General features: G+C 42.5%; 22 protein-coding genes and 1 tRNA gene. 13 read left to right on the plus strand and 10 right to left on the minus strand.

The window, feature by feature from the left end:
• Nucleotides 1-479 precede the first annotated feature (479 nt).
• Both glmS and FFM84_RS09115 read left to right on the plus strand, forming a co-directional pair.
• Nucleotides 480-2,297 (plus strand): glutamine--fructose-6-phosphate transaminase (isomerizing), encoded by a 1,818-nt coding sequence (gene glmS / locus FFM84_RS09110; RefSeq protein WP_130844959.1) that lies wholly within the window; start codon nucleotides 480-482, stop codon nucleotides 2,295-2,297.
• 127 nt (nucleotides 2,298-2,424) lie between these two features.
• A complete protein-coding gene (locus FFM84_RS09115) occupies nucleotides 2,425-3,231 on the plus strand; it encodes a Cof-type HAD-IIB family hydrolase (RefSeq protein WP_130844960.1) in 807 nt (268 codons plus the stop codon).
• A gap of 37 nt (nucleotides 3,232-3,268) precedes the next feature.
• Here the strand turns inward: FFM84_RS09115 and FFM84_RS09120 are convergent, their stop codons facing one another.
• Complete coding sequence (locus FFM84_RS09120) at nucleotides 3,269-3,847, minus strand: TetR/AcrR family transcriptional regulator (RefSeq protein WP_130844961.1); 579 nt, start codon at nucleotides 3,845-3,847, stop codon at nucleotides 3,269-3,271.
• Nucleotides 3,848-4,023: 176 nt separating this feature from the next.
• On the opposite strand from FFM84_RS09120, the gene FFM84_RS09125 reads away from it, so the two are divergent.
• A complete protein-coding gene (locus tag FFM84_RS09125; protein ID WP_130844962.1) occupies nucleotides 4,024-6,825 on the plus strand; it encodes a YhgE/Pip domain-containing protein in 2,802 nt (933 codons plus the stop codon).
• Nucleotides 6,826-7,394: 569 nt separating this feature from the next.
• Here the strand turns inward: FFM84_RS09125 and FFM84_RS09130 are convergent.
• Nucleotides 7,395-8,414 (minus strand): aldose epimerase family protein, encoded by a 1,020-nt coding sequence (locus FFM84_RS09130; RefSeq protein ID WP_130844963.1) that lies wholly within the window; start codon nucleotides 8,412-8,414, stop codon nucleotides 7,395-7,397.
• 298 nt (nucleotides 8,415-8,712) lie between these two features.
• Between FFM84_RS09130 and FFM84_RS09135 the strand changes: the two genes are divergently transcribed.
• Together FFM84_RS09135 and FFM84_RS09140 are read left to right on the plus strand one after the other, a co-directional pair.
• Entirely contained in the window at nucleotides 8,713-9,720 is a 1,008-nt protein-coding gene (locus FFM84_RS09135; protein ID WP_130844964.1) for a glucosaminidase domain-containing protein, read from the plus strand.
• A 292-nt stretch (nucleotides 9,721-10,012) separates the two neighbouring features.
• Nucleotides 10,013-11,098: an ABC transporter ATP-binding protein gene (locus FFM84_RS09140; RefSeq protein WP_130844965.1), complete on the plus strand. Its 1,086-nt coding sequence runs from the start codon at nucleotides 10,013-10,015 to the stop codon at nucleotides 11,096-11,098.
• A gap of 570 nt (nucleotides 11,099-11,668) precedes the next feature.
• Here the strand turns inward: FFM84_RS09140 and FFM84_RS09145 are convergent.
• On the minus strand, nucleotides 11,669-12,346 hold the full coding sequence (locus FFM84_RS09145; protein ID WP_308779289.1) for an EAL domain-containing protein: 678 nt from the start codon (nucleotides 12,344-12,346) through the stop codon (nucleotides 11,669-11,671).
• 256 nt (nucleotides 12,347-12,602) lie between these two features.
• Between FFM84_RS09145 and FFM84_RS09150 the strand changes: the two genes are divergently transcribed.
• The 3 genes from FFM84_RS09150 to FFM84_RS09160 all read left to right on the plus strand — a co-directional run bounded on the left by FFM84_RS09150 (nucleotide 12,603) and on the right by FFM84_RS09160 (nucleotide 14,192).
• Nucleotides 12,603-12,911, plus strand: a complete 309-nt coding sequence (locus FFM84_RS09150) for a hypothetical protein (protein ID WP_130844967.1) — start codon at nucleotides 12,603-12,605, stop codon at nucleotides 12,909-12,911.
• A gap of 91 nt (nucleotides 12,912-13,002) precedes the next feature.
• Nucleotides 13,003-13,425, plus strand: a complete 423-nt coding sequence (locus FFM84_RS09155; RefSeq protein ID WP_225425287.1) for a hypothetical protein — start codon at nucleotides 13,003-13,005, stop codon at nucleotides 13,423-13,425.
• Between the two features lie 5 nt (nucleotides 13,426-13,430).
• Nucleotides 13,431-14,192, plus strand: a complete 762-nt coding sequence (locus tag FFM84_RS09160) for a nitroreductase family protein (protein WP_130844969.1) — start codon at nucleotides 13,431-13,433, stop codon at nucleotides 14,190-14,192.
• A gap of 220 nt (nucleotides 14,193-14,412) precedes the next feature.
• Here the strand turns inward: FFM84_RS09160 and glpK are convergent, their stop codons facing one another.
• Entirely contained in the window at nucleotides 14,413-15,927 is a 1,515-nt protein-coding gene (gene glpK, locus FFM84_RS09165; protein WP_130844970.1) for a glycerol kinase GlpK, read from the minus strand.
• Nucleotides 15,928-16,276: 349 nt separating this feature from the next.
• Here glpK and FFM84_RS09170 point away from each other — a divergent pair, with 349 nt between their 5' ends.
• The 4 genes from FFM84_RS09170 (at nucleotide 16,277) to FFM84_RS09185 (ending at nucleotide 18,178) form a co-directional block, all read left to right on the plus strand.
• Nucleotides 16,277-17,059 (plus strand): hypothetical protein, encoded by a 783-nt coding sequence (locus FFM84_RS09170; protein ID WP_130844971.1) that lies wholly within the window; start codon nucleotides 16,277-16,279, stop codon nucleotides 17,057-17,059.
• An 86-nt stretch (nucleotides 17,060-17,145) separates the two neighbouring features.
• A tRNA-Asn gene (locus FFM84_RS09175) sits at nucleotides 17,146-17,217 on the plus strand.
• 225 nt (nucleotides 17,218-17,442) lie between these two features.
• Nucleotides 17,443-17,865, plus strand: coding sequence for a Spx/MgsR family RNA polymerase-binding regulatory protein (locus FFM84_RS09180; RefSeq protein ID WP_130844972.1), 423 nt, complete (start codon nucleotides 17,443-17,445; stop codon nucleotides 17,863-17,865).
• Between the two features lie 118 nt (nucleotides 17,866-17,983).
• Nucleotides 17,984-18,178: a hypothetical protein gene (locus tag FFM84_RS09185; protein ID WP_130844973.1), complete on the plus strand. Its 195-nt coding sequence runs from the start codon at nucleotides 17,984-17,986 to the stop codon at nucleotides 18,176-18,178.
• Between the two features lie 53 nt (nucleotides 18,179-18,231).
• Here the strand turns inward: FFM84_RS09185 and FFM84_RS09190 are convergent, their stop codons facing one another.
• The 5 genes from FFM84_RS09190 to FFM84_RS09210 all read right to left on the minus strand — a co-directional run bounded on the left by FFM84_RS09190 (nucleotide 18,232) and on the right by FFM84_RS09210 (nucleotide 24,789).
• Nucleotides 18,232-18,837, minus strand: coding sequence for a cadmium resistance transporter (locus FFM84_RS09190; protein ID WP_130844974.1), 606 nt, complete (start codon nucleotides 18,835-18,837; stop codon nucleotides 18,232-18,234).
• Nucleotides 18,838-19,151: 314 nt separating this feature from the next.
• Nucleotides 19,152-20,096, minus strand: coding sequence for an exopolyphosphatase (gene ppx / locus FFM84_RS09195; RefSeq protein ID WP_130844975.1), 945 nt, complete (start codon nucleotides 20,094-20,096; stop codon nucleotides 19,152-19,154).
• Nucleotides 20,096-22,252: an RNA degradosome polyphosphate kinase gene (locus FFM84_RS09200; protein WP_130844976.1), complete on the minus strand. Its 2,157-nt coding sequence runs from the start codon at nucleotides 22,250-22,252 to the stop codon at nucleotides 20,096-20,098. Before FFM84_RS09200 ends, ppx begins: the two co-directional genes overlap by 1 nt.
• A 1-nt stretch (nucleotide 22,253) precedes the next feature.
• Nucleotides 22,254-23,783, minus strand: coding sequence for a Ppx/GppA phosphatase family protein (locus FFM84_RS09205; RefSeq protein ID WP_130844977.1), 1,530 nt, complete (start codon nucleotides 23,781-23,783; stop codon nucleotides 22,254-22,256).
• 196 nt (nucleotides 23,784-23,979) lie between these two features.
• Entirely contained in the window at nucleotides 23,980-24,789 is an 810-nt protein-coding gene (locus FFM84_RS09210) for a LicD family protein (RefSeq protein ID WP_130844978.1), read from the minus strand.
• Nucleotides 24,790-24,977: 188 nt separating this feature from the next.
• On the opposite strand from FFM84_RS09210, the gene FFM84_RS09215 reads away from it, so the two are divergent.
• Nucleotides 24,978-25,463 (plus strand): MarR family winged helix-turn-helix transcriptional regulator, encoded by a 486-nt coding sequence (locus FFM84_RS09215; RefSeq protein WP_130844979.1) that lies wholly within the window; start codon nucleotides 24,978-24,980, stop codon nucleotides 25,461-25,463.
• Nucleotides 25,464-25,503: 40 nt separating this feature from the next.
• Here the strand turns inward: FFM84_RS09215 and FFM84_RS16115 are convergent, their stop codons facing one another.
• Nucleotides 25,504-25,665 carry a hypothetical protein gene (locus FFM84_RS16115; protein WP_165444264.1) on the minus strand — a complete coding sequence of 54 codons (162 nt, stop codon included), beginning with the start codon at nucleotides 25,663-25,665 and terminating at the stop codon, nucleotides 25,504-25,506.
• Between the last annotated feature and the right edge of the window lie 132 nt (nucleotides 25,666-25,797).

The following is a 25,797-nucleotide window of genomic DNA, read 5'->3' on the forward strand; positions in this document are numbered from 1 at the left end:
CAAGTTTGCCGGTGCGCTTTTTTGTTTAACTCAACCATTGAACTTAACCAATGTCGCGCTAATTAGTTTTACTTTGGAAATTATCCTGATTATCGGTGGCATCATTGTCGTGTTCAAGCCGCGTGATTGGGCCTAATGCGTGTAAGTGTTAGTGAGTTGTTTGAATTGGTATACTCCTGATAAATAATATATACCAATATAAAATGTGTTGACATTTATCGATAGTAACGTTAAAGTATTACTGTTTCTAGGAAATATACCAATCGGAGGAAAAAGACGACCAATACTTAATTGGTTAAATCGGAATAGCGCCAGGACTTTAGATTCTAAAGTTGACGAGGATGATGTTTATCGACAATCGACGGGTGACATCAGGGACTGCACTCTACAGGTCAATTACAAAAACTAGTCGTGAGATTAGTGACAGATATATTGACCACGCAGCTAGAAACAATTCAAATACAAAGGATGATTAACTTATGTGTGGAATTGTCGGCGTTACAGGTAAAGATAGTGCAGTATCGATTTTATTGAATGGTTTGGAAAAGTTGGAATACCGTGGTTACGATTCAGCGGGTATTTATGTGAATGACCAAGATGGCCAAGATTACTTGGTTAAAGAAAAAGGTCGGATTGATGATTTACGTAAAGAAGTCGGTGCTAATGTGCATGGGACGACTGGGATTGGGCATACTCGTTGGGCTACTCATGGTGAACCAAGTGTAGCTAATGCGCATCCCCAAGTTTCCGCTGACGGTCGTTTCTATTTGGTACACAACGGTGTAATCGAAAACTTCCAAGACTTAAAAGCAGAATACTTAAGTGATGTTGAATTCACTTCACAAACAGATACTGAAGTGATTGTGCAATTAGTCGACCGTTTTGTGACTAAAGAAGGTTTAGACACCTTAGCTGCTTTCCGGAAGACGTTAAGTCTATTAGGCCATTCATCTTATGGGTTCTTGCTAATGGACAAGACTGATCCAGATACATTGTATGTTGCTAAGAACAAGAGTCCGTTATTAATCGGGGTCGGCGATGGCTTCCATGTGGTTTGTTCTGATAGTTTAGCGATGTTAGATCAAACGAAAGACTTTTTGGAACTCCATGATGGTGAAATTGTGGTCGTTAAACCTAACGAACTTAAAATCACTGATCAACAAGGTAACGCGGTTCAACGCGATACGTTCCATGTGGATATCGATGCGGCCCAAGCTGATAAGGGGACTTATCCTTTCTACATGTTAAAAGAAATTGACGAACAACCTAATGTGATGCGGAAATTGGCCCAGGTTTACTTAAACGATGCGGGTGACCCGGTCATTAATACCGACTTGTTGGCAGCTTTAAAAGCGGCTGATCGGTTATATGTTGTGGCGGCTGGGACAAGTTATCATGCTGGTTTGGTCGGAGCTAAGTTATTTGAATCCTTAGCTAGTGTGCCAACTGAAGTGCATGTTTCTTCTGAATTCGCGTACAACCAACCATTATTATCTGAAAAACCATTCTTTATCTTCTTAACGCAATCAGGTGAAACCGCCGATAGCCGTGAAGTCTTATTGAATGTCAACGAACAAAAATTCCCAAGTTTGACGATTACAAATGTGCCAAACTCGACGTTATCACGTGAAGCAACTTACACGTTATTACTACATGCTGGTCCTGAAATTGCCGTAGCGTCAACCAAAGCTTATACCGCTCAAATTGCATTACAAGCCATTTTAGCCAAAGCTCTAGGTCAAGCTAAGCAACAGTCTGGAGCCAATGCCTTTGATGTGAAACAACAATTGGCCTTGGTTGCCAATGGGATGCAAGCCTTAGTTGATGAAAAAGATACTTTTGATCAATTGGCTAAAGCCGACCTATTACACACGCCTAACACGTTCTATATTGGTCGGGGCTTAGATTATGCGGTCTCATTAGAAACGGCCTTGAAGCTTAAGGAAATCTCTTATGTGCAAGCAGAAGGGTTTGCTTCTGGTGAATTGAAGCATGGGACGATTGCGTTAATCGAAAAAGATACGCCAGTTATTGGGATTATTACCCAAGCGAATACAGCTGGATTAACCCGTTCAAACTTACAAGAAGTCTCAGCGCGTGGTGCTAAGACCATTACAATTGTGACTGATGCGTTAGCTAAAAATGACGATACGATTGTCTTACCAACAGTTGATGAACGGATGACCCCATTGTTGAGTGTTGTCCCTGGTCAATTACTGGCTTACTACACCAGTTTGAATAAAGGCTTAGATGTTGATAAACCACGGAACTTGGCCAAGAGTGTGACGGTTGAATAATTAGGTTAAGCTAGACGGTGTTAGTGTGGGGACCACGTCTAGTGTGAGAAAAAGAATCATCGTGTATAGCGATGATTCTTTTTTTGGCGCATAATAGAAAGGTAATTTGGAATGAGGAGTGGACTAAGTGGCAATTAAATTAATCGCAACTGACCTGAATGGCACGTTGCTCCATGGTGATCAGCACTATAATCGCCCATTACTACAACAAGTCTTAGCGCTTTTGCGCGATCGAGATATTCAATTGGTTTTGTCATCAGGCAACCAATACGAACATTTAAAACAATTGTTTGCGGGCATGCCGAATGACCATTTGACGATGATTGCTGAAAATGGCGCCTCGATTTTTAAACAAGATCAACAACTATTTGATGGTAGCTTGTCAACCGAGCAGTTGCATCAATTTGTGACCGTTGATCGTCTACAACCAATATTCAAACACGCCTATCTTATTTTGGTGGGTGCCCATGGTTCGTATACGGAAGTGGGCGCGCCACAAGCGTTATTGGATGCGGCGACTAAATTTTATGATCAGTTGCAACAGGTTCCAAGCTTAACGCAAGTAGATGACACGATTAAAAAGATTAGCGTCTCGACGACCCCAGCTAAGGCAGCTGAGCTCGTTCGTGAGTTGAATACTTATTTTGCTGGTCGCTTACAGGCTCATGATAGCGGCTATGGGGTAATTGACTTGGTAAATGCGGGTGTTGGCAAATTGCCAGCAGTTCAGTGGTTAATGCAGCAATGGCAGATCACAGCCGATGAAGTCATGGCGTTTGGCGATGGCGATAACGATGGACCATTATTACAGTTTGCGACGCACAGTTATGCCATGTTAAATGCGCCTGAAAAGATTCAAGCGCTGGCGGCTAATGTCACCGAGTTAGATAACGAACATGATGGTGTTTTGGAGACCATTCAAAGAGTATTGTAATTAAAAAGATCGCTGCCAATTAGGCGGCGATCTTTTTTTAGTGGTCTTCAGGATAAAAGAATTGATGAACGCCATAGGAATTAAGTGAAATTAGCCGGTCTTTAAATTCTGCCGGCGTAAAATCGAGTTGATTGGTGAAGTATAGCCGAAAAAAGGTCAACATATTGTGAATCAGAAAGCTCGCACAGAGGAAGGCATCGGCTTGTGATAACTGGTAGGTGACCTGAATATTTTTCGTCAGGCCCCGTGCCACTTCATTTTGGACGCGCCGTGATAAAAAGCTGTAGTCATCACTTGTTAATACAACGCGATAAAATTCTTTGTTTTGATGATAAAAATAATCTAGCTGGTCGAAAATACTGCCAGAATGGGAAAAACTGGTTCGTAGATCTTGTTGATTGATAATTTTTAAGATTTCTTGCGAACTTTCATGACTAAAACTCGCGGCTAAGTCATCAATTGAATCGTAGTGTAAATAGAATGTTTTACGGTTGATGTTGGCGACTGCAGTTAGTTGTTTGACCGTAATATCATGATATTGATGGGTAACGGCTAAGTCGCGAAAGGCTTGGCGTAAAGCATGTCTGGTGCGCAGAACGCGACGATCGGTTGTCATTTGTTAAGTAACCTCCAATTAGTTAGACCCCAATTGTGGTGTAAATGGGGCTTATTCCACAATTTTAAGGTGCGTGTTGTGGTATTTGTGAGTCACCCTCGGTATGATATTGCCACACGTGAGGATTATCTCAGCCATACTATAGCATATATTGACGGTAACGGGGGATTAAAAAAATGATTAAAGCTGAATGGCGGTATTTACTAAAACACAAATTATTATTGATCGTGGTGATTGTCATTGGATTTATCCCATCGATTTATGCGGTCACCTTTTTAAAGTCGATGTGGGACCCATACGGACAACTCAAAGACTTACCAGTGGCGGTGGTTGATCAGGATCAACCAGTCACTTATCAAGGGACTAAATTGAAAGTGGGGCATCAATTAAGCCAGCAATTGGCGAAGTCTACTTCACTTGAATTCAAAGTTGTCGATTCGGAATATGAGGCGCAACAAGGCTTAAAAAACGGCAAATATTACATGGTCGTCACGATTCCAAAGCACTTTTCAAAAAATGCGACAACGATGCTCAACAAAAAGCCTAAAAAGATGGTCCTACATTATACGACCAGTTCTGGTCATAACTTTACGGCTGGAAAGTTAACGGCAACGGCGGCACAAAAGATCGCCAATAATGTTTCGGAGAAGATTACGAAGACTTATGCGAAGACCATGTTTGCTAGTATTAAGCAATTGAGTCAAGGCTTAACTAGCGCGGGCAAACATAATCGAACGATTGCCAAAGGTGATAAAAAATTGTTGACGGCCAATCAAACGATGACGCGTGGATTAAATCAGTTATCTAAAAGTACGTTGACATTATCCAGTGGGGCTAAAACGCTCACGACGGGTCTCAATCAATATATCAGTGGTGTTAAACAAGCCACTGCAGGGAGTCAGCAAGTGACAACTGGATTAGACCAGTTACTCAGCAGCACGGGTACGTTGGCTTCGGGAGTCCAAAAATTGGCAACTGGGAGTACCCAGTTGAATTCAGGCGTTAAACGTTATACAGCTGGTGTTGGTCAAGCTAATACGGCGGCTGGCAAGCTGCAAACTGGTGCGCAAACGGTCAGCACAGGGACTCAGAAATATGTCGCTGGCGTTGGTACCGTCAATCAAGGGGCTAGTCAGGTCAGCAGTGGGTTGAGTCAATTAAGTCAACAGACCCAGTCGTTAACCACTGGGATCAAAACGTTGGCTAGCGGTAGTCAGCAATTAGCGACGGCGATGCCACAACTGACCACGGGTAGCCAAAAGTTAGCAACCGGTTTGGATCAGGTAACAACCGCGTTAACGAGTGCGCAAACGCAACAGACTGCCTTAAAAAGTCAGCTGACGGCGATGGCACAAAGTTTGGGTGGCAGTACCAGTCAGACTCAGGCGGCTGCCAGTCTTCAAACAGCGTTGACGAAGTTGCAAACGGCCTTAACGACTGATCAGACGAGTGAGTCGACAACGGCCATTAAAGCTAAAGTCGCGGCTGCCGCCGACCAGCAAAAATTGACCGCAACGCAAAAAGCGGCGATGGTCGCCGCTGTCGGATCATCGAGTTCGACATCGTCAAATACGGCGGCTACAGTGGCCTTAAAAGAAGCCCAATCGGCTTTGAGTACCTTAACCGCATCACAGTCGACTGGCAGTGCTAAGACGCAACTAAGCGCGTTACAATCAGCTTTGGATAAATCTGCAAGTAATCAAGCCACTTTGTTGGCCACGTTAACGACTTTAGGTAGTGGTGCCCAAGAATTAACGACTAAGCTACAACAAACGGCTAGTGGTATGAACACTTTGAATCAAGGTATTCAAAGTTTAACGCAAAAGACCCCAGCCTTAACCAGTGGCGTCGCACAATTAACTGATGGGGCGCATGCAGTGGCCCAAGGGACGCAAAAATTGACCAGCTCTGGCTCAACCTTGACGAGTGGCACGCAACAATTAGCTAGTGGGACGACGCAATTGGCTAGCGGAACCCAAACCTTGGCTGGACAAAGTAGTCAGTTAACCAGTGGCACGCAGACCTTAGCCTCTGGATTAGGGCAATTGAATCAAAAGGTTCCTAGCTTAACCAGTGGCGTTACGAAATTAGCAACGGGGTCAAAGAAGGTCACTAGCGGACTATCAACGTTGAGTAGCAAAGGGTCACAATTGACGAGCGGTGGTCAAAAGCTTGCGACTGGCGCGACTGAGTTAGCTGCTGGTGGGACCAAACTTGCTACCGGTTCAACTAAACTTGGTGATGGCCTAACAACCGTTAAAAATGGGAATAACTTGTTGGCGACGAAATTAACCAAAGCTGGTAAAAAGTCACAAGTCAATCCAACCAAATTAACTTATGCGCAAGTCGCTAAACCGGCGACTAGCAAGCAAACTGAACGTGACGATGCCCCGAATAACGGAACTGGGATGGCCCCTTATATGATGTCTGTATCCTTGTTTGTTGGCGCTTTAGCGTTCAATATGATGTTTGATATGTATACACCACGCAAATATCCGAAAAATGGTTTTCGGTGGTGGACTGCAAAAGCGTCTATCTTAGGTGCATTCGCAGTATTGGAAGTTGTCTTAATTGAAAGCTTTATGATTGGCATCGATGGTTTAGCACCAGTTCATCCATGGGCGACATTGGGCATGTTGTTCAGTATTGCCTTGGCATTCATGAGTATTGTTTACTGGCTCAATCTGGTCTTTGGCAAAGTCGGGGCCTTCTTCAGTATGATCCTATTGGTCTTACAATTAGGGGGTTCAGCAGGGACGTATCCAATTCAATTATCGAATGGCTTTTTCCAAGCCATTCATCCTTGGTTACCGATGACTTACGCGGTTAGCGGCTTGCGAGAAACGTTGATGATTAGGGATAGTGCGGTGACAGAAATGCTCATCCTAATTGGGATTGCGATTGTCTTCTCGATTTTTAGTATGTTATTCTATGGCCGGCGTCATGGTCGTATTAAAGAAATCGAGTTTGAATCTTAGTCGTTATTAATCTAAAAGGTTGAAAGTTAGATATGGCGGTAGAGGTCAACTCAGTACTGGCTTGAGTCAGGCTAAATTAGTCACCTACGTCAGCCAGTGATTCTGCCGGCTGTGGGACCGGCTCCAGCCACAGGTCGGGCTTCCGCCTCGCTTTTAAGCCTAGCTAAACCCGCTAGTCTTAAAAGTCGTCCACATCGTAAAGTCCGGGAAAATCACCGGACTAACGATGTCGTCACGGCCGGCGCCATCACTGACTGACTCCGGTTATATCGTGGAATTAATCTAGTAACTATCATAGCCGAAAGTGAGCCCACATTGAGCCCAGCCGTGGGGGCTTTTAGCGATTTATCGCTTAGAGCCTGGCGTTTTTAAAACGCGGGTTTGGCGGTTCAAAACGACGGTTCAGACCGCCTTTTGGCTGAACCGGTCCGCCCACAGCGGTGGGCGAACGGTAGGTGGCAAGTCAGTCTAGCAATAAAAGAAACGCCCTTCAAGTTGAGTTAGCTTGAGGGGCGTTTCTTCGTGCTTGTCTTTTTGATTGATGTTAAGCTATTTAGTCACATACTGGGCTAAACGTCATAAATGTTTGAGAATTGATAAGCGGTTTGGTAAGTGACGGGCACGTTTGGTTCAATAATAATGCTGCCAAACGCTTTGTGGTGAATCGCATCAGGTAAGGTCTGGGCTTGTAATGAGAGGCCAAGTTGTGAACGCATTGATTTACCGCCATTCAGACGGAAACGATCGTCACGGTAATGGGTGGCACTAGAAACAACTACAGCTTTAGCGTTGGTGCGCATCGTGAGTTTACGGCCACTAACCCGATCAAAAAGTTCTACTTGGGGATAAGGGGTATCATTCAAGACGAATCCGTGATGCAAACCGGTTGGCAAACTGGCAATTTGCGGTCCAATTTCTTCACGACCACGAAAGTCAAAGGGCGTATTGGTTACCCATGGTAATTTGCCAGTTGGTAAACCGTGTTTATTTAAGCTGGCATACTCATCGGCGTTAATTTTTAAGATATGATGATCGATGGTCCGTTCGGCATCACCACTTAGGTTAAAGTAGCTGTGATTAGTTGGATTGAATAAGGTCGTTTTGTCACTTTTCCCGGTGTAACTGATGGTGAACTTTCCGTGGTCATCCAAAATGAAGTTCGCGGTAATGGTCATCGTCCCAGGATAGCCATTTTCACCATCAAGCGTAATGTATTGCATGACTAAGCCGACCTGATCTTTGGTTTGGAGCTTGCGTTCTAAAAACCAAGGTTCAAAGGCGATCTGGGGTAAATCACCACCGTTTAAGTGATGTTCACCAGCATTCTGCGTCAACTCATAGTCACGCCACTGGGCATTTTTGATGATGCCGGCAACGCGTGCAATCGTCGCCCCAAAAAAGGATCGAGTCGTAATGTAGTCTTCCAGATTATCAAATCCTAAGACGACGTTAGCAAAGTGGCCATCTTTATCGTGGGTGCGAATTGCCGTTACCGTGGCGCCCCAATCCATGATGGTCACACTCATATGATGGTTGTTAACTAGTGTATAAGAATTAATACCATTTGCCTGATGTTCAATAATTTTCATCACAATTCACCTACTCCAATAATATGCCTAAGCAATTAACCGTTCACTTCCAGTATATTTCATCTAGCACCAGAATGCTAACGATTACATGGTCTTATTGTGATCTTTTTAACATAATGACCAAGTTCTGTTTGTAATAAAACTGTAATACAAATGCAAACTTGGACCCTCAGTGAACGGCTATCTTAGTCGTTAGGTTACAAACGTTGATTTTACGGGGTTTAACTGCTTGCGAATCATCATAAAATCCGGCATAATACAACTTAGACAGTAAAACGATATAGGGGTTGGCAGGAACATGGTAGCAAAGGATTCATTCAAACATATCGGCAAGCAATTGCTTTTGGGATTACTCGTGATTATCACCGTGATCGGGTGGTTAGGAACGCCGCGAGTGGCAGCCTCAACTCAGACGAAATTTATCAGTAAACTTGGTCCTAAGGCTGTGACTGTTTCTCAAAAATATAAGCTATATGGTTCCGTGATGGTGGCACAAGCAATCGTCGAAAGTGGCTGGGGCAAAAGCACCTTGTCTAAAAATGCCAAAAATTACTACGGGATGAAGGGGAGTTATCATGGACAATCGACAACCCTTCGGACCGCTGAATACTCGGCTAATGGGACGTTATATTACACGAATGCCAAGTTTCGTAAGTATCCGTCAATTAAGGCATCGATGACAGATAATGCCAAAAAGTTACGGTACGGCACGACTTGGGATAAGAATTATTATTCAGGTACGTGGCGTGCCAATGCGAAGACCTATCAACAGGCCACCTCGGCATTGTCATTACGTTATTCGACCAATGCATCCTATGGCAAGCAGTTAAATCAGATTATTAGTGCTTGGAATTTACAAAAGTACGATAAAAAATTTGCTGTTGCGACTTATGATGCTTATAACGCCTATACGATTATGAAGTCTTCCAATCATCGACTCTATTCGCATATTGTGAATACGCAGGCGAATATAACGTCACGGACAACCCAACCTTATGCTAACCAGATTGTGGCTATCGACATGAAGGGAACTAAGACGACGGGCACCAAAACCTGGTACCGGGTAAAAGTGGGCAATCAAAAAGGTTGGTTGGCCAAAAGCGCTGTGATGCATACTAGTAAACTTAAAGCCAACGTGATTGCAGCTCACAATAAGTTATTAAAGCCAGCAGTTAAGGTACAAGCTAAAACTAGCGAGAGCAGTAGTCAAGACTCCACTAGCACGAGTAGTTCTAGTCAATCGGCAAAGACTGAGGCCGCAACAACTAGTGAGACCAGCACGACGACTGCCACCACCCAAGAATGACCCCTCATTGAAGCGAGTTTGGACTTAGTCCAGGCTTGCTTTTTTTGATTGTTAGAGCTGAAGCGTGCGTTTAAAGACGGTGACTTCCGGATAGCTACGAAATCATGATCATTGGCCTGACTAGACTGGGCTCCGTCACACATCGTCTTTACACACACTCTGTTAATTTAGTTTTAAGCTCACTTATAACGCTTGACGCTTGCGCGGTTCTCTAGTAACATGAAGCAGTTACTTTAGTAATGAAGAAAGAAATAGCGGGTTGTGAATCGCTTATAATTTAGGAAGTATTAAAATGACAACTGATTACAAGATTAAAGTTCAAAATGTGACCAAGGAATTTGATTTATTCAAGACACGTTCGGATCAATTAAAGGCCTTTTTCTCACTTTCAAATCAACCGATTCCCGAATTCTGGGCCCTTAAAGGGATTTCATTAGAAGTCCATGCCGGCGAAACGCTCGGCTTAATTGGGGTCAATGGTTCTGGTAAGTCAACCTTATCAAACATTATTTCGGGAGTGATTCCTCAAACAACTGGGATCGTCGATGTTCGTGGCGAAACCTCAATTGTTGCCATCAAGTCTGGATTGCGCGGTCAATTGACCGGGTTAGAAAATATTCGATTGAAAGCTTTGATGATGGGAATGACCAATCAAGAAATTGATGGGATGTTAGATGACGTTGTGGCCTTTGCCGATATCGGTGACTTCTTATACCAACCAGTTAAGAGTTATTCTTCCGGGATGAAGTCACGGTTAGGTTTTGCGATTGCTGTTCACATTAATCCAGATATTTTGATTATTGATGAAGCCTTATCCGTCGGTGATGATACTTTTTACCAAAAGTGTGTGGAAAAGATCAAAGAATTTAAGGATGAAGGCAAGACGATTATCTTCGTCAGTCATTCGTTGAAACAAATCGAAATGATTTGTGACCGCGTTGCTTGGATTCAATACGGTGATTTAAAGCAAATCGGTGCGACTGAACCAGTCGTTAAAGAATATCGCGAATTCATCAAATGGTTTAAGGCGTTGTCGAAAAAAGATAAACGTAAATATCAAAAAGAAGCAAAAGAAAAGCAAAAACACTTTGATATTAAAGCTTATCAAGAAGAAGTCACGGCTGAACGCCAAGCTGCGGAACCAGATAATCCACATGTGGCTAAAGATGTTCAACATGATTTTTATAGTAGTGTTATTTCAGAAACGATGCCATTGCGGACCAAAATCTTCTCATGGGCGTTGCTAATTGTCTTAGTTTTCTTAATGCTAGTCAATGTTTCTGGACATTCACTGACCAATGTCGTGTCTAATCCAAGTTCGATTTTGCATCCAACCTCGACGTTAGTTGGTCCAGGGGTGACAAAGTCGGTCAAATAGATCAAAGTTAAGTCTTGCTTGCCAATTGGTGAGCAAGACTTTTTTGACGTCATAATATAAAATGGTTAATGAAACTAAAATAGGATAACTAAAAAAGTAAAGAAACTGATTAGTTGAACTAGTTTAATGATGTCAATCATAAATGCCGTTATTAGTGCGTTAGTAACTGCTTTATCAAGTGAGAAAAAGAAATTCACCAGTTAAAATTAGGAATAAGTATCAATTATGAATAATTTTTCTATTTATTTTCTCTAAGTATTGACAACGCTTTCAATATCGCTTATTCTAAGCATGTAAGGTATTTAGTTACCTTCTAATCAATTCTCTTTCTCTCTTATGCCGACCACTATCTTTGGATAGTGGTTTTTATTTTGAGAGTGGGACAAAAGACGGTTTGCTACCAAGCATAGCCTAGGAATACGAATGATTGTGTACTTTCAATCGTTTGTATTCCGTAGCTCGGGTGCATCGTTAGTCTTTTGTCCCACGTTTTGACTATAAATATTTGAAGATGCAAATACGAGTTTGGTTTTTTGTCCCAAACTCCAATTTGATGATCTAACAATTTACTTAATAATTAAAATTAAGTGCTAAAGCTTTCGGTGCCACGGGTTGGCTATAAAAATACCCTTGATGAATCGTCACTTGATACTTCGCGGCGAGGGCCTGATCTTGAGGATCTTCAATACCTTCCAAAATCATCGTCAGTTGGTTTTTTTCAGCTTGTTGTGTCCAAAAGGCTAACTGTTCTGGGATTTTGTCTGCATCGCCAGTCATGCGCAAGTTTTGCATGGCAAACTTAATCTTATCAGCATAGGGTAAAAACGCTTTAATATTGGCGTATGTATTGGAACCAGTTCCGACATCATCTAGATCAAGCATCATATCGTGTGCATGTAAGACCTCACTGTAATGTTTCATTTGCGCTAATGTCGGTGCTTCAGTGAATTCAATAGCTAGATTGACCGACTTTAAGCGTTGCTTGAGTTTAAGAATCGTTGGCAGCGTATCTGGTAGATCGAATTGAGCCTGGTTTAAGTTGAAGGCTAAGAATTGATGTGCCAGTTTCGGGCCTAGTTCTTGCGCGGTTTGTTCAAGCAATGTGGCCTGTTCAGCAATAGATAATTCAAGAAAGTTGGTTGGGACGCGCCAACCATCGGGACCATATTTACGTAGCAGTGTTTCGTAACCGTAGACTTGTCGGTCATGGACATCCACTTGAGGTTGTACGAAAAATTTAAAAATGATACTCTCCTCCTAACGCCTGGTGGGTCCAATTCAGGCGCGATATTAGTTAAACTTATTGTATGATAAAACTATTTAGGGCGCAATTAGTTTGTAACGAAAACGCTTAAAAATATAATATTTTTTATAGACTGAAAGAGTTGACGGTTATTTTTTTGCAATCCTTACTGGTTAGCATAGGTGGCTAAGCGACTAAAACACTGGGTTTTGACAATAACCGGATGGCTCGCTATACTAGCATTTGAAGTGAGGGATTAAGTTGAAAAATCATGAAGTTTTAGATTTGATTCAAGAAATTACCCGCAATGACGGGACGACTTATATGGAAATTGGGAATATGGTCATGAATGGCCGGGCTGAACTAGCAGCTGAACGCGGGTTCATTAAACAAGTTCGTATCTTGCAATTGAACATTCCACATTCAATCCATGTGGAAAATTATCAACAATACATTAACGAAAATTTTGAGATTCCAGACGAATCAATGGATCATTGGGAAGAATGGACGAAGACGCCCGATATGCAAGCAGAAGTTGATTTGATCTTAAAAGAAAACCATGTTGGTTAGGATTAATTGCGCTTGAGAAAACTCAAACGCTTTTTTTATACGGCGATTGCGTGGTATCTTTAATGATGCTTGCTTAGAGAGGGGACTTAGCTTGAATAACGAGCTTTATCAATTTATGCAAAGTCATTTTCAAACTAAATTTCGATTTCGAAATGAATTTGAAGCGAACTTAACACTAAAAATTTTAGTTCATTTGGTTGAAGAACATGCTGACAGCTGGCTGTTAACTAGGCGTGAGATTGAAGCGATGGTCGGTCAATCGCTAGATGCACCAGCATTGCGGCGGGCCTATTTCCCGCTAAAAACGATTGCGCTATTGGAGACCGCTTTAGATGAACTCAGTACACTGAGTCTGATCGTGTCGCAATCAGAGGGACGGACCCGGTATCCGGTTTTTCAAAGCATTCAATTGGATCAAGTTTGTGAACGTTTAATGTTTCATTTGAATGTAGCGGTGCTACCTCGATTAACGCAATGGGCCGGCGAATTGGCACAAGTGAAGAATAGGAGATAAGATCATTGTCTAATAGAGTGATTGATACATTAAATGCTCACCGAACACGGCGAAACTTTACGGACCAAGCGGTGAGTGATGAAACGTTAGCGACAATTGTGACGACTGCCCAACAGGCACCCACGAGTCAGTATTTACAGGCATATAGCTTAGTAGAGGTTACTGACCCAACGGTTCGCCAGCGTCTGGCCTCGATTACCACTAAAAAGACGGTTGCAGGTAAAGGTCGTTTGCTGGTCGTTTTAGCTGATCAGAATCGTAATGTCCAATTAGCGGCAACGCCAACGGCCAAGCGCGCATTGACCGAATTAGATCGGTTTATGGGGAGCGTGGAAGATGCGACCTTATTCACCGAAGCCATGGTGATGGTGACGGAAAGTCTTGGTTTAGGTAGTGTTGTCTTAGGATCTATTAATAATGATACGCAGGCCGTGATTGAGTTATTGAACTTACCTGCATTAACGTTACCGGTATTTGGATTTCAAATTGGGTATCCAGCTACAACACCCGAACGAAAACCGCGTTTAGGTTTGGATGCGATTCTATTTAAAGATCGGTATGCACAACCAGCTAGTTATCAAGCGAGCTTAACGGCGTTTGATCAGCAGTTACACGATTATTATCAACAACGAGGCAGTCACGCTCGCGATGAACATTTGAGTCAGATGACGCAAGAAGCATTGGGTTCATCTGCGAAACGACATGACTTTTTAAAAATTGCGCGGCAACAGGGCTTTTTACCTGAATTGACTGAATTAAGCGATTAAGTTAATGTAAACAAAACAGCGAGTCGTTCGGTATTTTCTACCGAGCGACTCGCTGTTTTATTTGCGGTTAAAGATTGAACCTTATATTTTTAGGATAAGCATTAAACGATCAAGCGTTATCACACTTGCCACCTACCGTCCGGCTCAATGTGGACTCACTCTCGGTTATAACAGTTGTCACTGGCTGGCGTAGGTGGCAAGTCTCACGCACGATTGGCAGTTAGTCAGCCATATAAGGCGTGTGCTTAAAGAGTTGGGCTGCTTTAACGGCAGTTTGCCAACCTGCATATAAGTTGTTGCGTTCAGCCGCTGACATTTTAGGGTCAAAACGATCGCCAGGCTGATGGGCCGCTTTGAGTTCTTCAAGATCAGACCAATAGCCGACCGCGAGACCAGCTAAGAAGGCGGCCCCTAGTGCAGTGGTTTCGAGATCAGCGGCGCGTTGAATGGCCACGTTTGAAATATCGGCTTGGAATTGCATGAGCAGATCATTCCGAGCAGCACCACCGTCTACTTTTAAGGTCGGGATGGTGATGTCGGCATCCTTTTGCATTGTGTCGATGACATCACGTGATTGATAGGCCAATGATTGTAACGTGGCTTTCACGAAGTCTTCTCGTGTTGAGCCACGGGTTAGGCCGAAGACGGCGCCGCGGGCATTAGAATCCCAATAAGGGGCACCTAAACCGGTAAAGGCCGGTACAACATAAATTTCATTATGATTGTGCGATGAGCGGGCCATTTCTTCAGATTCTGGGGCGGTTTCAACCAGTCGCATACCGTCACGTAGCCATTGAATGGCCGAACCGGCGACAAAGATTGACCCTTCAAGTGCATAAGTGACCTTGCCGTCTAAGCCATACGCAATTGTCGTTAACAAATTGTTGTCAGATAATTGGGGCTTTTCACCAATATTCATTACGATGAAGGCCCCGGTACCATACGTATTTTTCACCATACCAGGCTCAAAGGCCATTTGGCCAAAGAGGGCTGCTTGTTGATCACCAGCCATCCCACTGATTGGGACTTCACTACCGTAGAAGTTGTAGTCTTTAGTAGTGCCATAAACTTCAGAATTAGACCGGACTTCTGGTAACATGACACGCGGAATATTTAAAAGGGATAAAATCTGGTCGTCCCAGGCGAGTTCATGGATGTTAAACAACATCGTTCGACTGGCATTCGAGTAGTCAGTGACGTGAACATGACCGCCAGTTAGTTTCCAGACAATCCAAGTATCGATCGTGCCAAATAATAGATCGCCTTTTTCGGCGCGTGCTTGGGCACCTTCAACATGGTCAAGAATCCAGCGAATCTTGGTTGCTGAAAAGTAGGCATCGGTTATCAGGCCGGTGTGTTCATGAATCATGTCCCCAGCACCGTCCGCAATTAGTTGATCGGCAAGCGGTGCGGTTTGGCGTGATTGCCAGACAATGGCATTATAAATGGGCAAACCAGTGTGTTTATCCCACACGATAGTTGTTTCTCGTTGGTTGGTGATCCCAATCCCTTTGATTTGGTCAGGGCGAATCCCAGAATCGATAAAAACATTGGCAATTGTTGATAAGACCGCGTTCCAGATTTCGTTGGCGTTATGTTCAACCCATCCTGGTTGGGGAAAGTATTGCGGAAATTCACGTTGCGAATCAGCGACTTGGTGACCAGCATGATCGAAAATGATCGCACGTGTACTGGTTGTCCCTTCGTCGATCGCCATGATGTATTCTGCAGGCATAATAGTCCCTTCTCTTCATTAATTAATATCGCCTTTTGAAAGCGATTTATTGATTAGTTATTTACGATTAAGATTAGCATGATTTGTTAGATTTGTGAATAAATATAAGAAACTTAATAAGTAGGGGCCTAGCCCTAACTAATCAACTTTTTAGGCTTGAAAGTAACTATTGAATGTAGACCAATCTTTTGATTTAGAAAGGGTTACCATTGTCAACAAGACACACTTTACTAAAAATAACGGATTTTAGTCACATGATAACGGGCTGTGCAAATGCTTGAAAAATAGACCAATTCCAATATAATAGGGCCTTAACTAAGTGGTGATTTATTCTTGGAGGTGACAAACGATGAAAAAAACACGTTATTTTTTAAAGGGTGCGATTGCAGAACAACGGTGGTTAGCGAAACAGGCTCAGCGTGGGTGGCAATTGGTGGCTATTCAAAAGAATCAATACCATTTTGTCGCACAACGTCAGCCGCAATTATGGCAAGCTGAATATGTGCCAACGGCTACCGTCACGGCGCAGGCGGATTTGTTTGCGAATTTACTGACTTATACAGATGAGCAAACTGCAATGACTGCTGTCTATACACCGGCGCCAGCTACCGCACGGTTGGTAACGGCGGATGCGCCTCAGCGATTAAAAGTTTATCGTTATGCCCGTGATCGTGCGATTAATTGGTTAAATGCTTGGGTGATTGGTGTATGGCTGCTAATGTGTGCCGCCGTTGTTGGTTCGGCTCAAGCACCGGTTAGTCTGGCTAATACTACTTTATTGCTAAGTGGATTAGGGATTGGTGCGGGCATCATGTTACTTGGGTTAGTGACGTGTGGCCGGCTGGTGCTTCGTTATCATCGTCAAGTTCGTATTTTGGTTCAGCGAACGGATGATACTAAACATTCATGGCAACCAACATTTCATATCCAGTTTCACCATCAAGATTTGGCCCCAGATACTGAGCGGTTGGCGTCATTAGGCAAGTGGTTGATGACGATGCAGAATCAAAAGGGCGATTATTGGTTCGACTTACGAACCACCTTAAGTGCGCATGAACTACAAGCGGAGTTACAGAAATATCTGAAACAAACTGATTTTACGGTGGTTTCGTTTCTTGGGGTTTACTCATAATGTTGTAAAATGTGAATTAGATTTAAAAATGATTAAAAAACACTTGCAACTATCTGAGCAGGGTGGTATATTATTGACATAGTCATTGCTCGGTAGTTCAGCGGTAGAATAATTGACTGTTAATCAAGAGGTCGCTGGTTCGATCCCAGCCCGAGCAGTTGTCATTTTTGTTAGTAGCGGTATCTCAGTCAGAGATACCGCTTTTGTGACCTAACATTAATGGACAAAGCCGCGTCAGATCAACGTCAAGTGTTCAAAGTTTAGTCATAAAAAGAACATGAAAAACTTTCTGACAAACCTTGACTATTCTTGACTATGGCCGTATACTTACTATATAAAAGTAAGTGATAAAGGACTTACTGTAAATTTAGGAGGAATTCATCGTGACAGTAAACTTATATTATTCAACATCTAGCAAGTCAAGCCGTAGTGCGCGGGCATGGTTGGTTGCTAACAGCATTGCTTTCAATGAACGCGACATTATTGCGAACCCACTAGATCGCGATGAATTGAAACAAATCCTCCGGCTGACTGAAAATGGCTTCGAGGACATTGTTTCAACGCGTTCTAAAGCTTTCAAGGCCTTGCATATCGACTTGTCAGATTTAGGTTTCAACCAGTTGTTAGACTTATTAGTCGAAAAACCCCAACTCTTGAAGCGACCAATCATTTATGATGGGCGCCGGTTGCAAATTGGTTATAACGAAGAAGATATTCGCGCATTTTTGCCGCGTTCAGTTCGTAAGTCGGAATTACGTGAAATTCAACAAAAACTATATGATGATGATCAACAAGCCGTTGGTTAACATTAATTAAACCAAGATCTCGGGTAACCGGGGTCTTTTTTTGAGCTGATTAATTGGTTTTTGGTAGTCCATTGTGTACAATTGGAATAATCAAAATGGTAAAAGGGAGTTATGAATCATGAGCACAACCGATCAAGCTGCTTGGGCGATGCAAGAATTAGCCAAGCTAAAAACAACTGAAAATGACGCCATAGTCGACGGCATCATCAAAGTGATTGACGATCAGCAAGCCGAGATTGAAAGTTTGCGTGGGTCGATGGAAGGTCAATTATGGAGTCCAACGAGTTGGCATCAAGATCAACAAAATCGTTAGGTTTAGTTAAAATAGCCTGTTTCTGGAATGTTATCCGGAAACAGGCTATTTATTTAGATTAGCGTTAAGAGATGTTGAACAGTGCCACTTTCTAACATGATGTAAGCACCTAAACCGATGTACACAACAGCGGTGATGTAACGACCATAGCGTTCGAGCAAATCGGCGACTTTTGGAATCTTAATGAGTAAGTAACCTAAATAGCAAAACACACTCAGCATGACTAAGAAAGTGAATAGTATGATGAATAGGGCTGATGGCTTGGCCTGGGTGAAGATCGGGACATAAATCCCAATATTATCTGCACCACATGTTGCAATTGTGACGACGGCCACGTTGAGTATAATGTTGCGGCGTTGTTGCATTTGAGTGGTGACCACCGCGTCATCATCTTTTTCGCCCACAACCAGCAGTTGTATGCCCATAAAGATGGGGATGAGTCCTAGTAGACCAAGCAGCCATTCTTGCGGCACGAAACCTAAGACGAAGGCCATGATCAGACTGGCAGCGACTAAGACAGCGGTACCTAAGAGATCGCCCCAGTAAACTAACCAACGTTGTTTAGCCGGAACAGATCCGAAAATGACCATTAAAATAATTAGGTAGTCAATACTTGTTGAAATATAGGCGGTAATGCCAGTTAGAACAGCAGCTTGCATGCGTATCATCTCCAGTAATTTTTATATATGCTATTTTTAACATATGTAGATATTAACATATATTCATAAACTTGCAAGTCTTTATTGAACAAACGTAAAGTGGTTTTCTGGGCTCAAAAGTGGGGTGGCAGCCCGCACTTTGGCTGGAACCGGTCCCCACAGCCGGCAGAATCGATGGCTAGCGTAGGTGACAAATTTAATCCAACTTAGGTCAATGTTGGTAAGGTTTCGACCAATACAGTTAATTTTCAACCTTTAGTTAACCAACAAAAAGTCATCACTGCCCTAATAAGGATGACAGTGATGACTTTTGATTAGCCCTTTATTTTTTGATCGAGTGCGGTCAAATGCTCAAAGAAGACGCCTTCGCGTAACCCGTTTTGTGAGAAGATCATGCGATCAGCATCTAAGAAACGCATTAATGTAATAGCCGGAATCATGCCACCGACGATAATATCAGCACGTTCTTTAGCGAGACCGGGAATCTTGGCGCGACCAACTGAATCTTGTGTCAAGATTGTGTTAAAAGTTTGATAGATCGCGGTATGTGATAAACGATAACCGTGAATATCTTCAAAATTTAAGAAATGACCTTGCCGACGGTTGATTTTGGCTAAGGTCCGATTACTACCACCAAGACAAACTAATGGTAGGTTCAAGCCTTGGCGCAACCACCAGACACTGTTGAAAATTTTGTCGACAAACGTCATGGCTTCAAATAAATTACTGGCGGTTACTTGATCATTCAAGTCGAATTTTTCGGATAAATTAACGGCGCCAATTGGCAAACTAATTGAATGCTTAGCCTGACCATTGATAATTAGAACCAGTTCGCAACTTCCACCGCCAGTGTCCATCATGACGCAGTTGGTGGTCGGTAATGTATTGACGACTCCAAGATAGTCGTAATAAGCTTCGGTCGTGCCAGGAATGACATTTAAGTCTAAGCCGACTTCAGCTTTGACCTGTCTTAAAAACTTCTTTTGATTCGTGGCCACGCGCGTTGCCGCGGTCGCCACCGCTTTGAGGGTGACATTGGGTAAATGCGAGTAGACGGCTTTAAATGCCTGCAAAGCCGTAATGGTTCGTTCGATTGCGGCCGGTTGCAAGGTGGGTTCATCCGTTAGCATTTCGTCTTCAGATAACCGCACCATTTCTTTTAATTGATGGGTGACTTGATAGCTCCCATCTTTTTGAATTTGCGTTACAGTCATGCGACAAGAGTTGGAACCCAAGTCGATGACGACTAAATTTTCCATTAATTGTCACTCCCACCATCATCTAGAGGTTGCGTGTCATTTTTGGGACTCATCATTGGAATGAATTGATGGGCCGTACTGGTAGCCGTTGGTTCTTCGTGATCATGATGAGCCAAGGTTTGGGCCTCATGAATAAAGTAATCTTGTGAATCCAACGTAGGTAAACCGCGGCGATCAACTTTGACATAAGTGTCATCAGGTTTCAGCACGCGGGTCTTAACGGTATCTTGCCACATGGTATCAAAAATCTGCATAGCCCGATGACTAATTTCTGGTTGCAACAGTGGGAAAAGTAGTTCAACGCGCCGATTTAAGTTGCGAGTCATCATGTCGGCACTGGACATATAGATCTGGGGTTCACCGTCATTACTGAAGTAATAGATCCGACTGTGTTCTAGCAACCGGCCAATGATCGAGTGAACTTCAATATTGTCAGAAATGCCTTTGATGCCGGTCTTCAAGCAACAAATACCGCGAATAATTAAGTGCACTTTCACGCCGGCATGCGAAGCCTCGTATAATTTACTAATAATTTGTGGATCGGATAATGAATTCATCTTCATCTTAACGACGGCCGGTCGACCTGCTTTGGCTGTTGCGATTTCATCATCAAGTTTTTCATTGATGAAGTCGCGAATGCCTTCTGGTGAAATGTGGAGCTTATGGAAGTAGGGCGGTTCTGAGTAACCAGATAACATGTTAAAGATATTTGAAGCGTCGATTCCCATGTCGGTATCGGCGGTAAATAAGCCCATATCCGTATAGAAGTGAGCTGTGACATCATTATAGTTCCCAGTTCCCATATGCATGTAACGCTTAATGCCTTCCGCTTCACGGCGGACAACGAGCGCTAACTTACAGTGTGTTTTTAACCCAATCAAGCCATAAATAACATGACAGCCCATGGCTTCGAGCTTTTTGGCCCAATGCACGTTGTTTTCTTCATCAAAGCGGGCCTTAACTTCGACTAAAACGGTCACTTGTTTGCCGTTTTGGGCCGCTTGTCCCAGATATTTGATAATTGGCGAATCGGCTGAAACCCGGTAAAGGGTCATTTTAATGGCCAAAACGTCATCATCTTCGGCTGCTTCACGAATGAAATCAACAACTGGTTGGAAATCATCGTAAGGATACTGCATCAAAATATCGTGATCGGCAATCAAGTTAAAGATCGAATGCTCACGATAGACAGCCGGATAGTACGCTTGATATTTAGGGTAATTTAAGTTGTCATGACCGGTGACCGCTTTAACGAGCTTTGATAAGAAGGTGAGGTTCAGCGGGCCATTAATGATATATAGATTATTTTCATCAAGACTTAGAGCCTTAGATAGCCGTGTCCGTTGATGCTTACTCATATCTTTTTCAACTTCAAGCCGCATGACCTTACCACGTTCACGCATTTTTAGTTGCTTTTGGACTTCTTTTAATAGGTCTGACGTGTCTTCTTCCGCCACATCCAAGTCCAGATCGCGAATGACTCGATAAGCGCTGGCTTCTTTGACGGTGTAGTTGATGAATAAAGACCCGACAAAGGCTTTAATAATATCTTCAATTAAAATAAATTGGTTATCGGCTCCCGGTAAAGCAATCACTCGTGGGAAGACGTCTGGGACTTGAACAGTCGCAAATTTCCGGTCCTTTTTATTGCCATTTTTATAAATTCGCAAAGCGATGTTTAACGTATTATTGGCAATAAATGGGAATGGTCGTGATGAGTCATCAGCCATCGGTGTTAGTGCTGGATAAAGCTCATTATCAAAGTAATTTTTGATAAAGGTTTGTTGTTCAGTGGTCAAATCAGGCACTTTTAACAACCGAATGTCGTGTTGTTCCAAGAGTGGTAGTAGTGAGCGGTTTAACGTGTCGTATTGCCGTTTGACCATTTCGTGGGCCTTGGTGTTAATCGCGGCAACCTGTTCACTTGGTGTCAAACCAGCTGGATCAGGCTTAGTGTAGTTAACAGAGGTCAATTTGTGTAAAGACGCCACGCGGACGGTAAAGAATTCATCTAAGTTACTTTGGGTAATACTTAAGAAGCGCACCCGTTCCAGTAAAGGATTATCCTTGTCGCGTGCTTCATCTAAAACGCGGTAGTTAAAGTCCATCCAACTTAACTCGCGGTTAGTATAATAATTTTCCTTTTGATAATTCATGTTAGCGAACCCCCCGACGTTTAATAACTGGTGTTAAGCCAAAGACTTCTTTGAAAAATTTAGCCTTTTGTGAAAAGACCCAGTTTTCTAAAAATAAATCGTCATTGGCAAAACACGTAATGATAATTTTTGGATTTTTAATAGAGACGGAAATCTTGCGAATCTTCTGTTGCCGACCATCATCTAAAGCATCGGCAATCCGCAAAATGGCCGATAGCTTCGAAATAACGAGTCGTTGTTTGAGACTCATGTGTTCAAAATGCTTGATATCTTTTGATGGTGTTTGCGCACTATGATAACGAGCGATGGTGGCGATGGTTTGCTTTTCTTCGTTAGTCAAGCCTGTCAGTTCAGTGGCTCGCAAGATGTAGTCTGAATGCATGTAATGTTCATGAGGATCGATATAACTACCCACATCATGGACAATAGTGGCAACTTGCAAGAGTAATCGATCACGTTTTGTTAGATGGTGCAATGGCTTAAGTTGGTCAAATAAATGCAACGCAAACTTGGTTACCAAATCACGATGTTTAGGTTCAACATTGTAGCGATTAGCCAAATTTTTGGCGGCAGTCACAATCTGATCGTTGAAGTTGTATTTCTTGTAGCCGCGTTTGACGGCTTCTTGAACAATCAACCCGTCTAAAGCCGTGACGTTACCAAGCCAAATCGTTTTAGCATTCGTTAATTGGAGTAATTCGTTAATGAGCAGAAGCTCTGGAATGATTAACTTAACGTCTTCTTCATCGACCGCGTATTTATCCATTAAATATTGGTCAGACGCGTTAATGGCATCGTTATATAACGTCTTAAAATCATCTGGCCGTAATTCATGAATGTCAGATTCAGTTTCAGCCGGTTGAAAGAGGTTTGAAAAAGGTGCCACACCTAACATGACGACATTACTAGGTTCTTGACTACGGGTGGGGAGAAAGCGGCCGAAATCGATGATCTGACTCGAAATATAATCATCTAAAACTTCAACGTAATTAGGGACGGTTGATTGTAGATCTTCCAGAACTTCTGCAATTCGAACCGGGCCTAAACGCAAGCTACGTGAGAAGGCAAAATTGCCTTGATCATAATGTGAAATACCGACACTACCAGAATTAATCCCCAATAAATAAGTTGGATTTTGGCTGATTGCTTTGAATTTAGGAAAGTTGACGGCAACTGCAGCCGAGCGCAAGTAGGTTTCTTGGCTGCTAGATAGCCAATCAATTTTAAGACCGGTGCGGACAAAAAGTTGGTCTTGAATGTAATCAGCATTATTAGCAGTTGATAATGACCATGAACCCCATAAATGATAGTTAGTGACCCCATAATCGTTCATGATTTGAATAAAGCCCGATAAGGCTTTGGTGGCTTGTTCAACAGAGTCGTAATCGATAGTGTGTTGATCGTAAATATCTTCGCCTAGCGCGACGTCGGAATGAACCCGTTCAACTTGTTTTAACGTTCGTAAATTCACAATGGATAACTCAATGTTTTGTACATTGATCATCATAATCCCAAAAAGTTTTACTGCCATAGTATCCCCCTGTTTCCAATCGTTTGGTGATGGTCTGATGTTAAACGCTAACACCTATCATACCATACGTTTATACGTGTTTTATGCATACCGAAAAATAAATAATTGGATATTTAACATCTAATATTAACCAAGTTGAGATTAACCAAAAAGGGTCATCCAGATCCTTAGTAACGGACTGAATGACCCTCATCATTTACAAAATTTCTTGATTGTTGATGATTAATTTGTTGAGATGTTTTTCAACCCGTTGACTAGTTGGTGGCAGCTGCATATAGTCGCCGTACATCCGCGTCAAAATGGCATCGTAGGCCACCGGAATCTTAACTTGAATCGTTTCAAAGGGCGCGAACTTTAATTGCGTTAACTCATCAGCTGTCAAAATTTCTTTATCATAATCATACTGTGAGGCTAGATTTTTATAAGTGCGTGAATCAGAATTTTCATATAAGCGCATATATTCTTCGCGTTGTTGTTTATGTTCATTAACTTCAGCTAATTGTTGGGCCGTCTTTTTAGTGATTAACTTTCGCAACGGTGTTTTGACGAAATTATAGTTAAGTCGCAATAAAATGGCGGCATCTTCAAGTTTAAAGTGCATAAGTTGTGAACGACGTAGGTCAGCGTCATCAGGAATCTTATCAAATGGAAAAATATCCACAAATACGCCTTTGAAAGCATTATTGACGTTGTTTTTTTCTTCAATGTACGTATTCACGTCTAAAAGTTTCATATAACTTAAGGCATAGTCTGGATCACTGGCCCCGGTTTGTAAGAAATAGGCATCGGGGTCTAAATAGTGGTTAGCAACGGCAATAAAGCGCTGATAGTCAGACCGGCGCATGCCAATATCGATGTCATCATCCCAGGGAATAAAGCCCTGATGACGAACGGCACCTAATAGGGACCCACCAATTAGGAAGTAATCAATCTTTTCAGCATCGCAGATGTTAATTACAACTTGCATTAAGTTTAATTCGACTTGATGTAACGGGGTGAGCGTCATGCTGTCAACTCCTTATCTATAAACATTTTAAGCTACTTTTATCATACACGTTTTGATTTAAAATTGTTAGGCAGACTGCCTTACATTGCGGAATCGTTAACAAGAGTTAGTCTATTGATACAAAATAGTTAAAGCCGTGCTATATTTTATATGTAAATTAGACTAGTTAATGAGGTGGTGGTGAGTAGATGCAAGACCAAGCTAAGCTAAGTCAATTATTAGACCTGTACTTTGAGGCATATCAACAAGTGACTAAAATCATGACGGGACTTGTCACTTGGCCATTAACCCAACATAAATTGTCATTGGAACAATTTTTAATTTTACGCCGATTAACGTTTGATAAGCCGGTGACGCTGAATGATATTGCCAATCAGCGACAAGTGACACGCAGTGCAATTTCACGACAAATTAAAGCATTATTGGCGCAAAACTATATTTCACAAGAGCCAGATCCTGAAGATCGTCGGCGATTATACTTACATTTAACCAGTGAAGGTGCTCAAACCGAAAAATTAGTGGATCAGGCGATAACGGCGCACTTTGGCGCGTGGGTTCAAGAACTCGGTACATCACAAGTTGAAGAAATGATTGCGCAATTTCAATTAATCGACCAACGAATCAATCAGCTACAGACACAGACCGATGCGGCCAACTTAAAATATCATCAGTGACCATTAAAGCCAGCGTGGCAAAGTCGCGCTGGCTTTAACTTTAGTGTTTGAAAAAATTGCAATAAATACCTTCACAAGCTTCGAGTAGCATCCCTGCGGCCATCAAAAGCATCGCAAGTTGATTTTGCATGGTTAACACGAAGTAAAAGAGCACTACATATAAGACAAAAAAGAAAATAGCACTAATTTTGGAACTAGCCATCAGACTCACTTCCTCACTAAAGCTAATATCATTAGTCTGTAATCACTTACATTTTAGTACAACGTGCTTGAAATTAAAAATAGAAATTAAATTGTCTTAAAATAGTTTTCGTTCGGATATTGATTTTGAAGA

Origin of the sequence: Lactiplantibacillus mudanjiangensis, assembly GCF_005405385.1 — a bacterium.
GTDB lineage: Bacteria > Bacillota > Bacilli > Lactobacillales > Lactobacillaceae > Lactiplantibacillus > Lactiplantibacillus mudanjiangensis.

Bases quoted from the DNA above. Each gene is read 5' to 3' on its own strand.
- glmS (WP_130844959.1), top strand. From the start codon at position 480: ATGTGTGGAATTGTCGGCGTTACAGGTAAAGATAGTGCAGTATCGATT.
- FFM84_RS09120 (WP_130844961.1), bottom strand. From the start codon at position 3,847: ATGACAACCGATCGTCGCGTTCTGCGCACCAGACATGCTTTACGCCAA.
- FFM84_RS09125 (WP_130844962.1), top strand. From the start codon at position 4,024: ATGATTAAAGCTGAATGGCGGTATTTACTAAAACACAAATTATTATTG.
- FFM84_RS09130 (WP_130844963.1), bottom strand. From the start codon at position 8,414: ATGAAAATTATTGAACATCAGGCAAATGGTATTAATTCTTATACACTA.
- FFM84_RS09135 (WP_130844964.1), top strand. From the start codon at position 8,713: ATGGTAGCAAAGGATTCATTCAAACATATCGGCAAGCAATTGCTTTTG.
- FFM84_RS09140 (WP_130844965.1), top strand. From the start codon at position 10,013: ATGACAACTGATTACAAGATTAAAGTTCAAAATGTGACCAAGGAATTT.
- glpK (WP_130844970.1), bottom strand. From the start codon at position 15,927: ATGCCTGCAGAATACATCATGGCGATCGACGAAGGGACAACCAGTACA.
- FFM84_RS09170 (WP_130844971.1), top strand. From the start codon at position 16,277: ATGAAAAAAACACGTTATTTTTTAAAGGGTGCGATTGCAGAACAACGG.
- FFM84_RS09185 (WP_130844973.1), top strand. From the start codon at position 17,984: ATGAGCACAACCGATCAAGCTGCTTGGGCGATGCAAGAATTAGCCAAG.
- FFM84_RS09190 (WP_130844974.1), bottom strand. From the start codon at position 18,837: ATGCAAGCTGCTGTTCTAACTGGCATTACCGCCTATATTTCAACAAGT.
- ppx (WP_130844975.1), bottom strand. From the start codon at position 20,096: ATGGAAAATTTAGTCGTCATCGACTTGGGTTCCAACTCTTGTCGCATG.
- FFM84_RS09200 (WP_130844976.1), bottom strand. From the start codon at position 22,252: ATGAATTATCAAAAGGAAAATTATTATACTAACCGCGAGTTAAGTTGG.
- FFM84_RS09205 (WP_130844977.1), bottom strand. From the start codon at position 23,783: ATGGCAGTAAAACTTTTTGGGATTATGATGATCAATGTACAAAACATT.
- FFM84_RS09210 (WP_130844978.1), bottom strand. From the start codon at position 24,789: ATGACGCTCACCCCGTTACATCAAGTCGAATTAAACTTAATGCAAGTT.
- FFM84_RS09215 (WP_130844979.1), top strand. From the start codon at position 24,978: ATGCAAGACCAAGCTAAGCTAAGTCAATTATTAGACCTGTACTTTGAG.
- FFM84_RS16115 (WP_165444264.1), bottom strand. From the start codon at position 25,665: ATGGCTAGTTCCAAAATTAGTGCTATTTTCTTTTTTGTCTTATATGTA.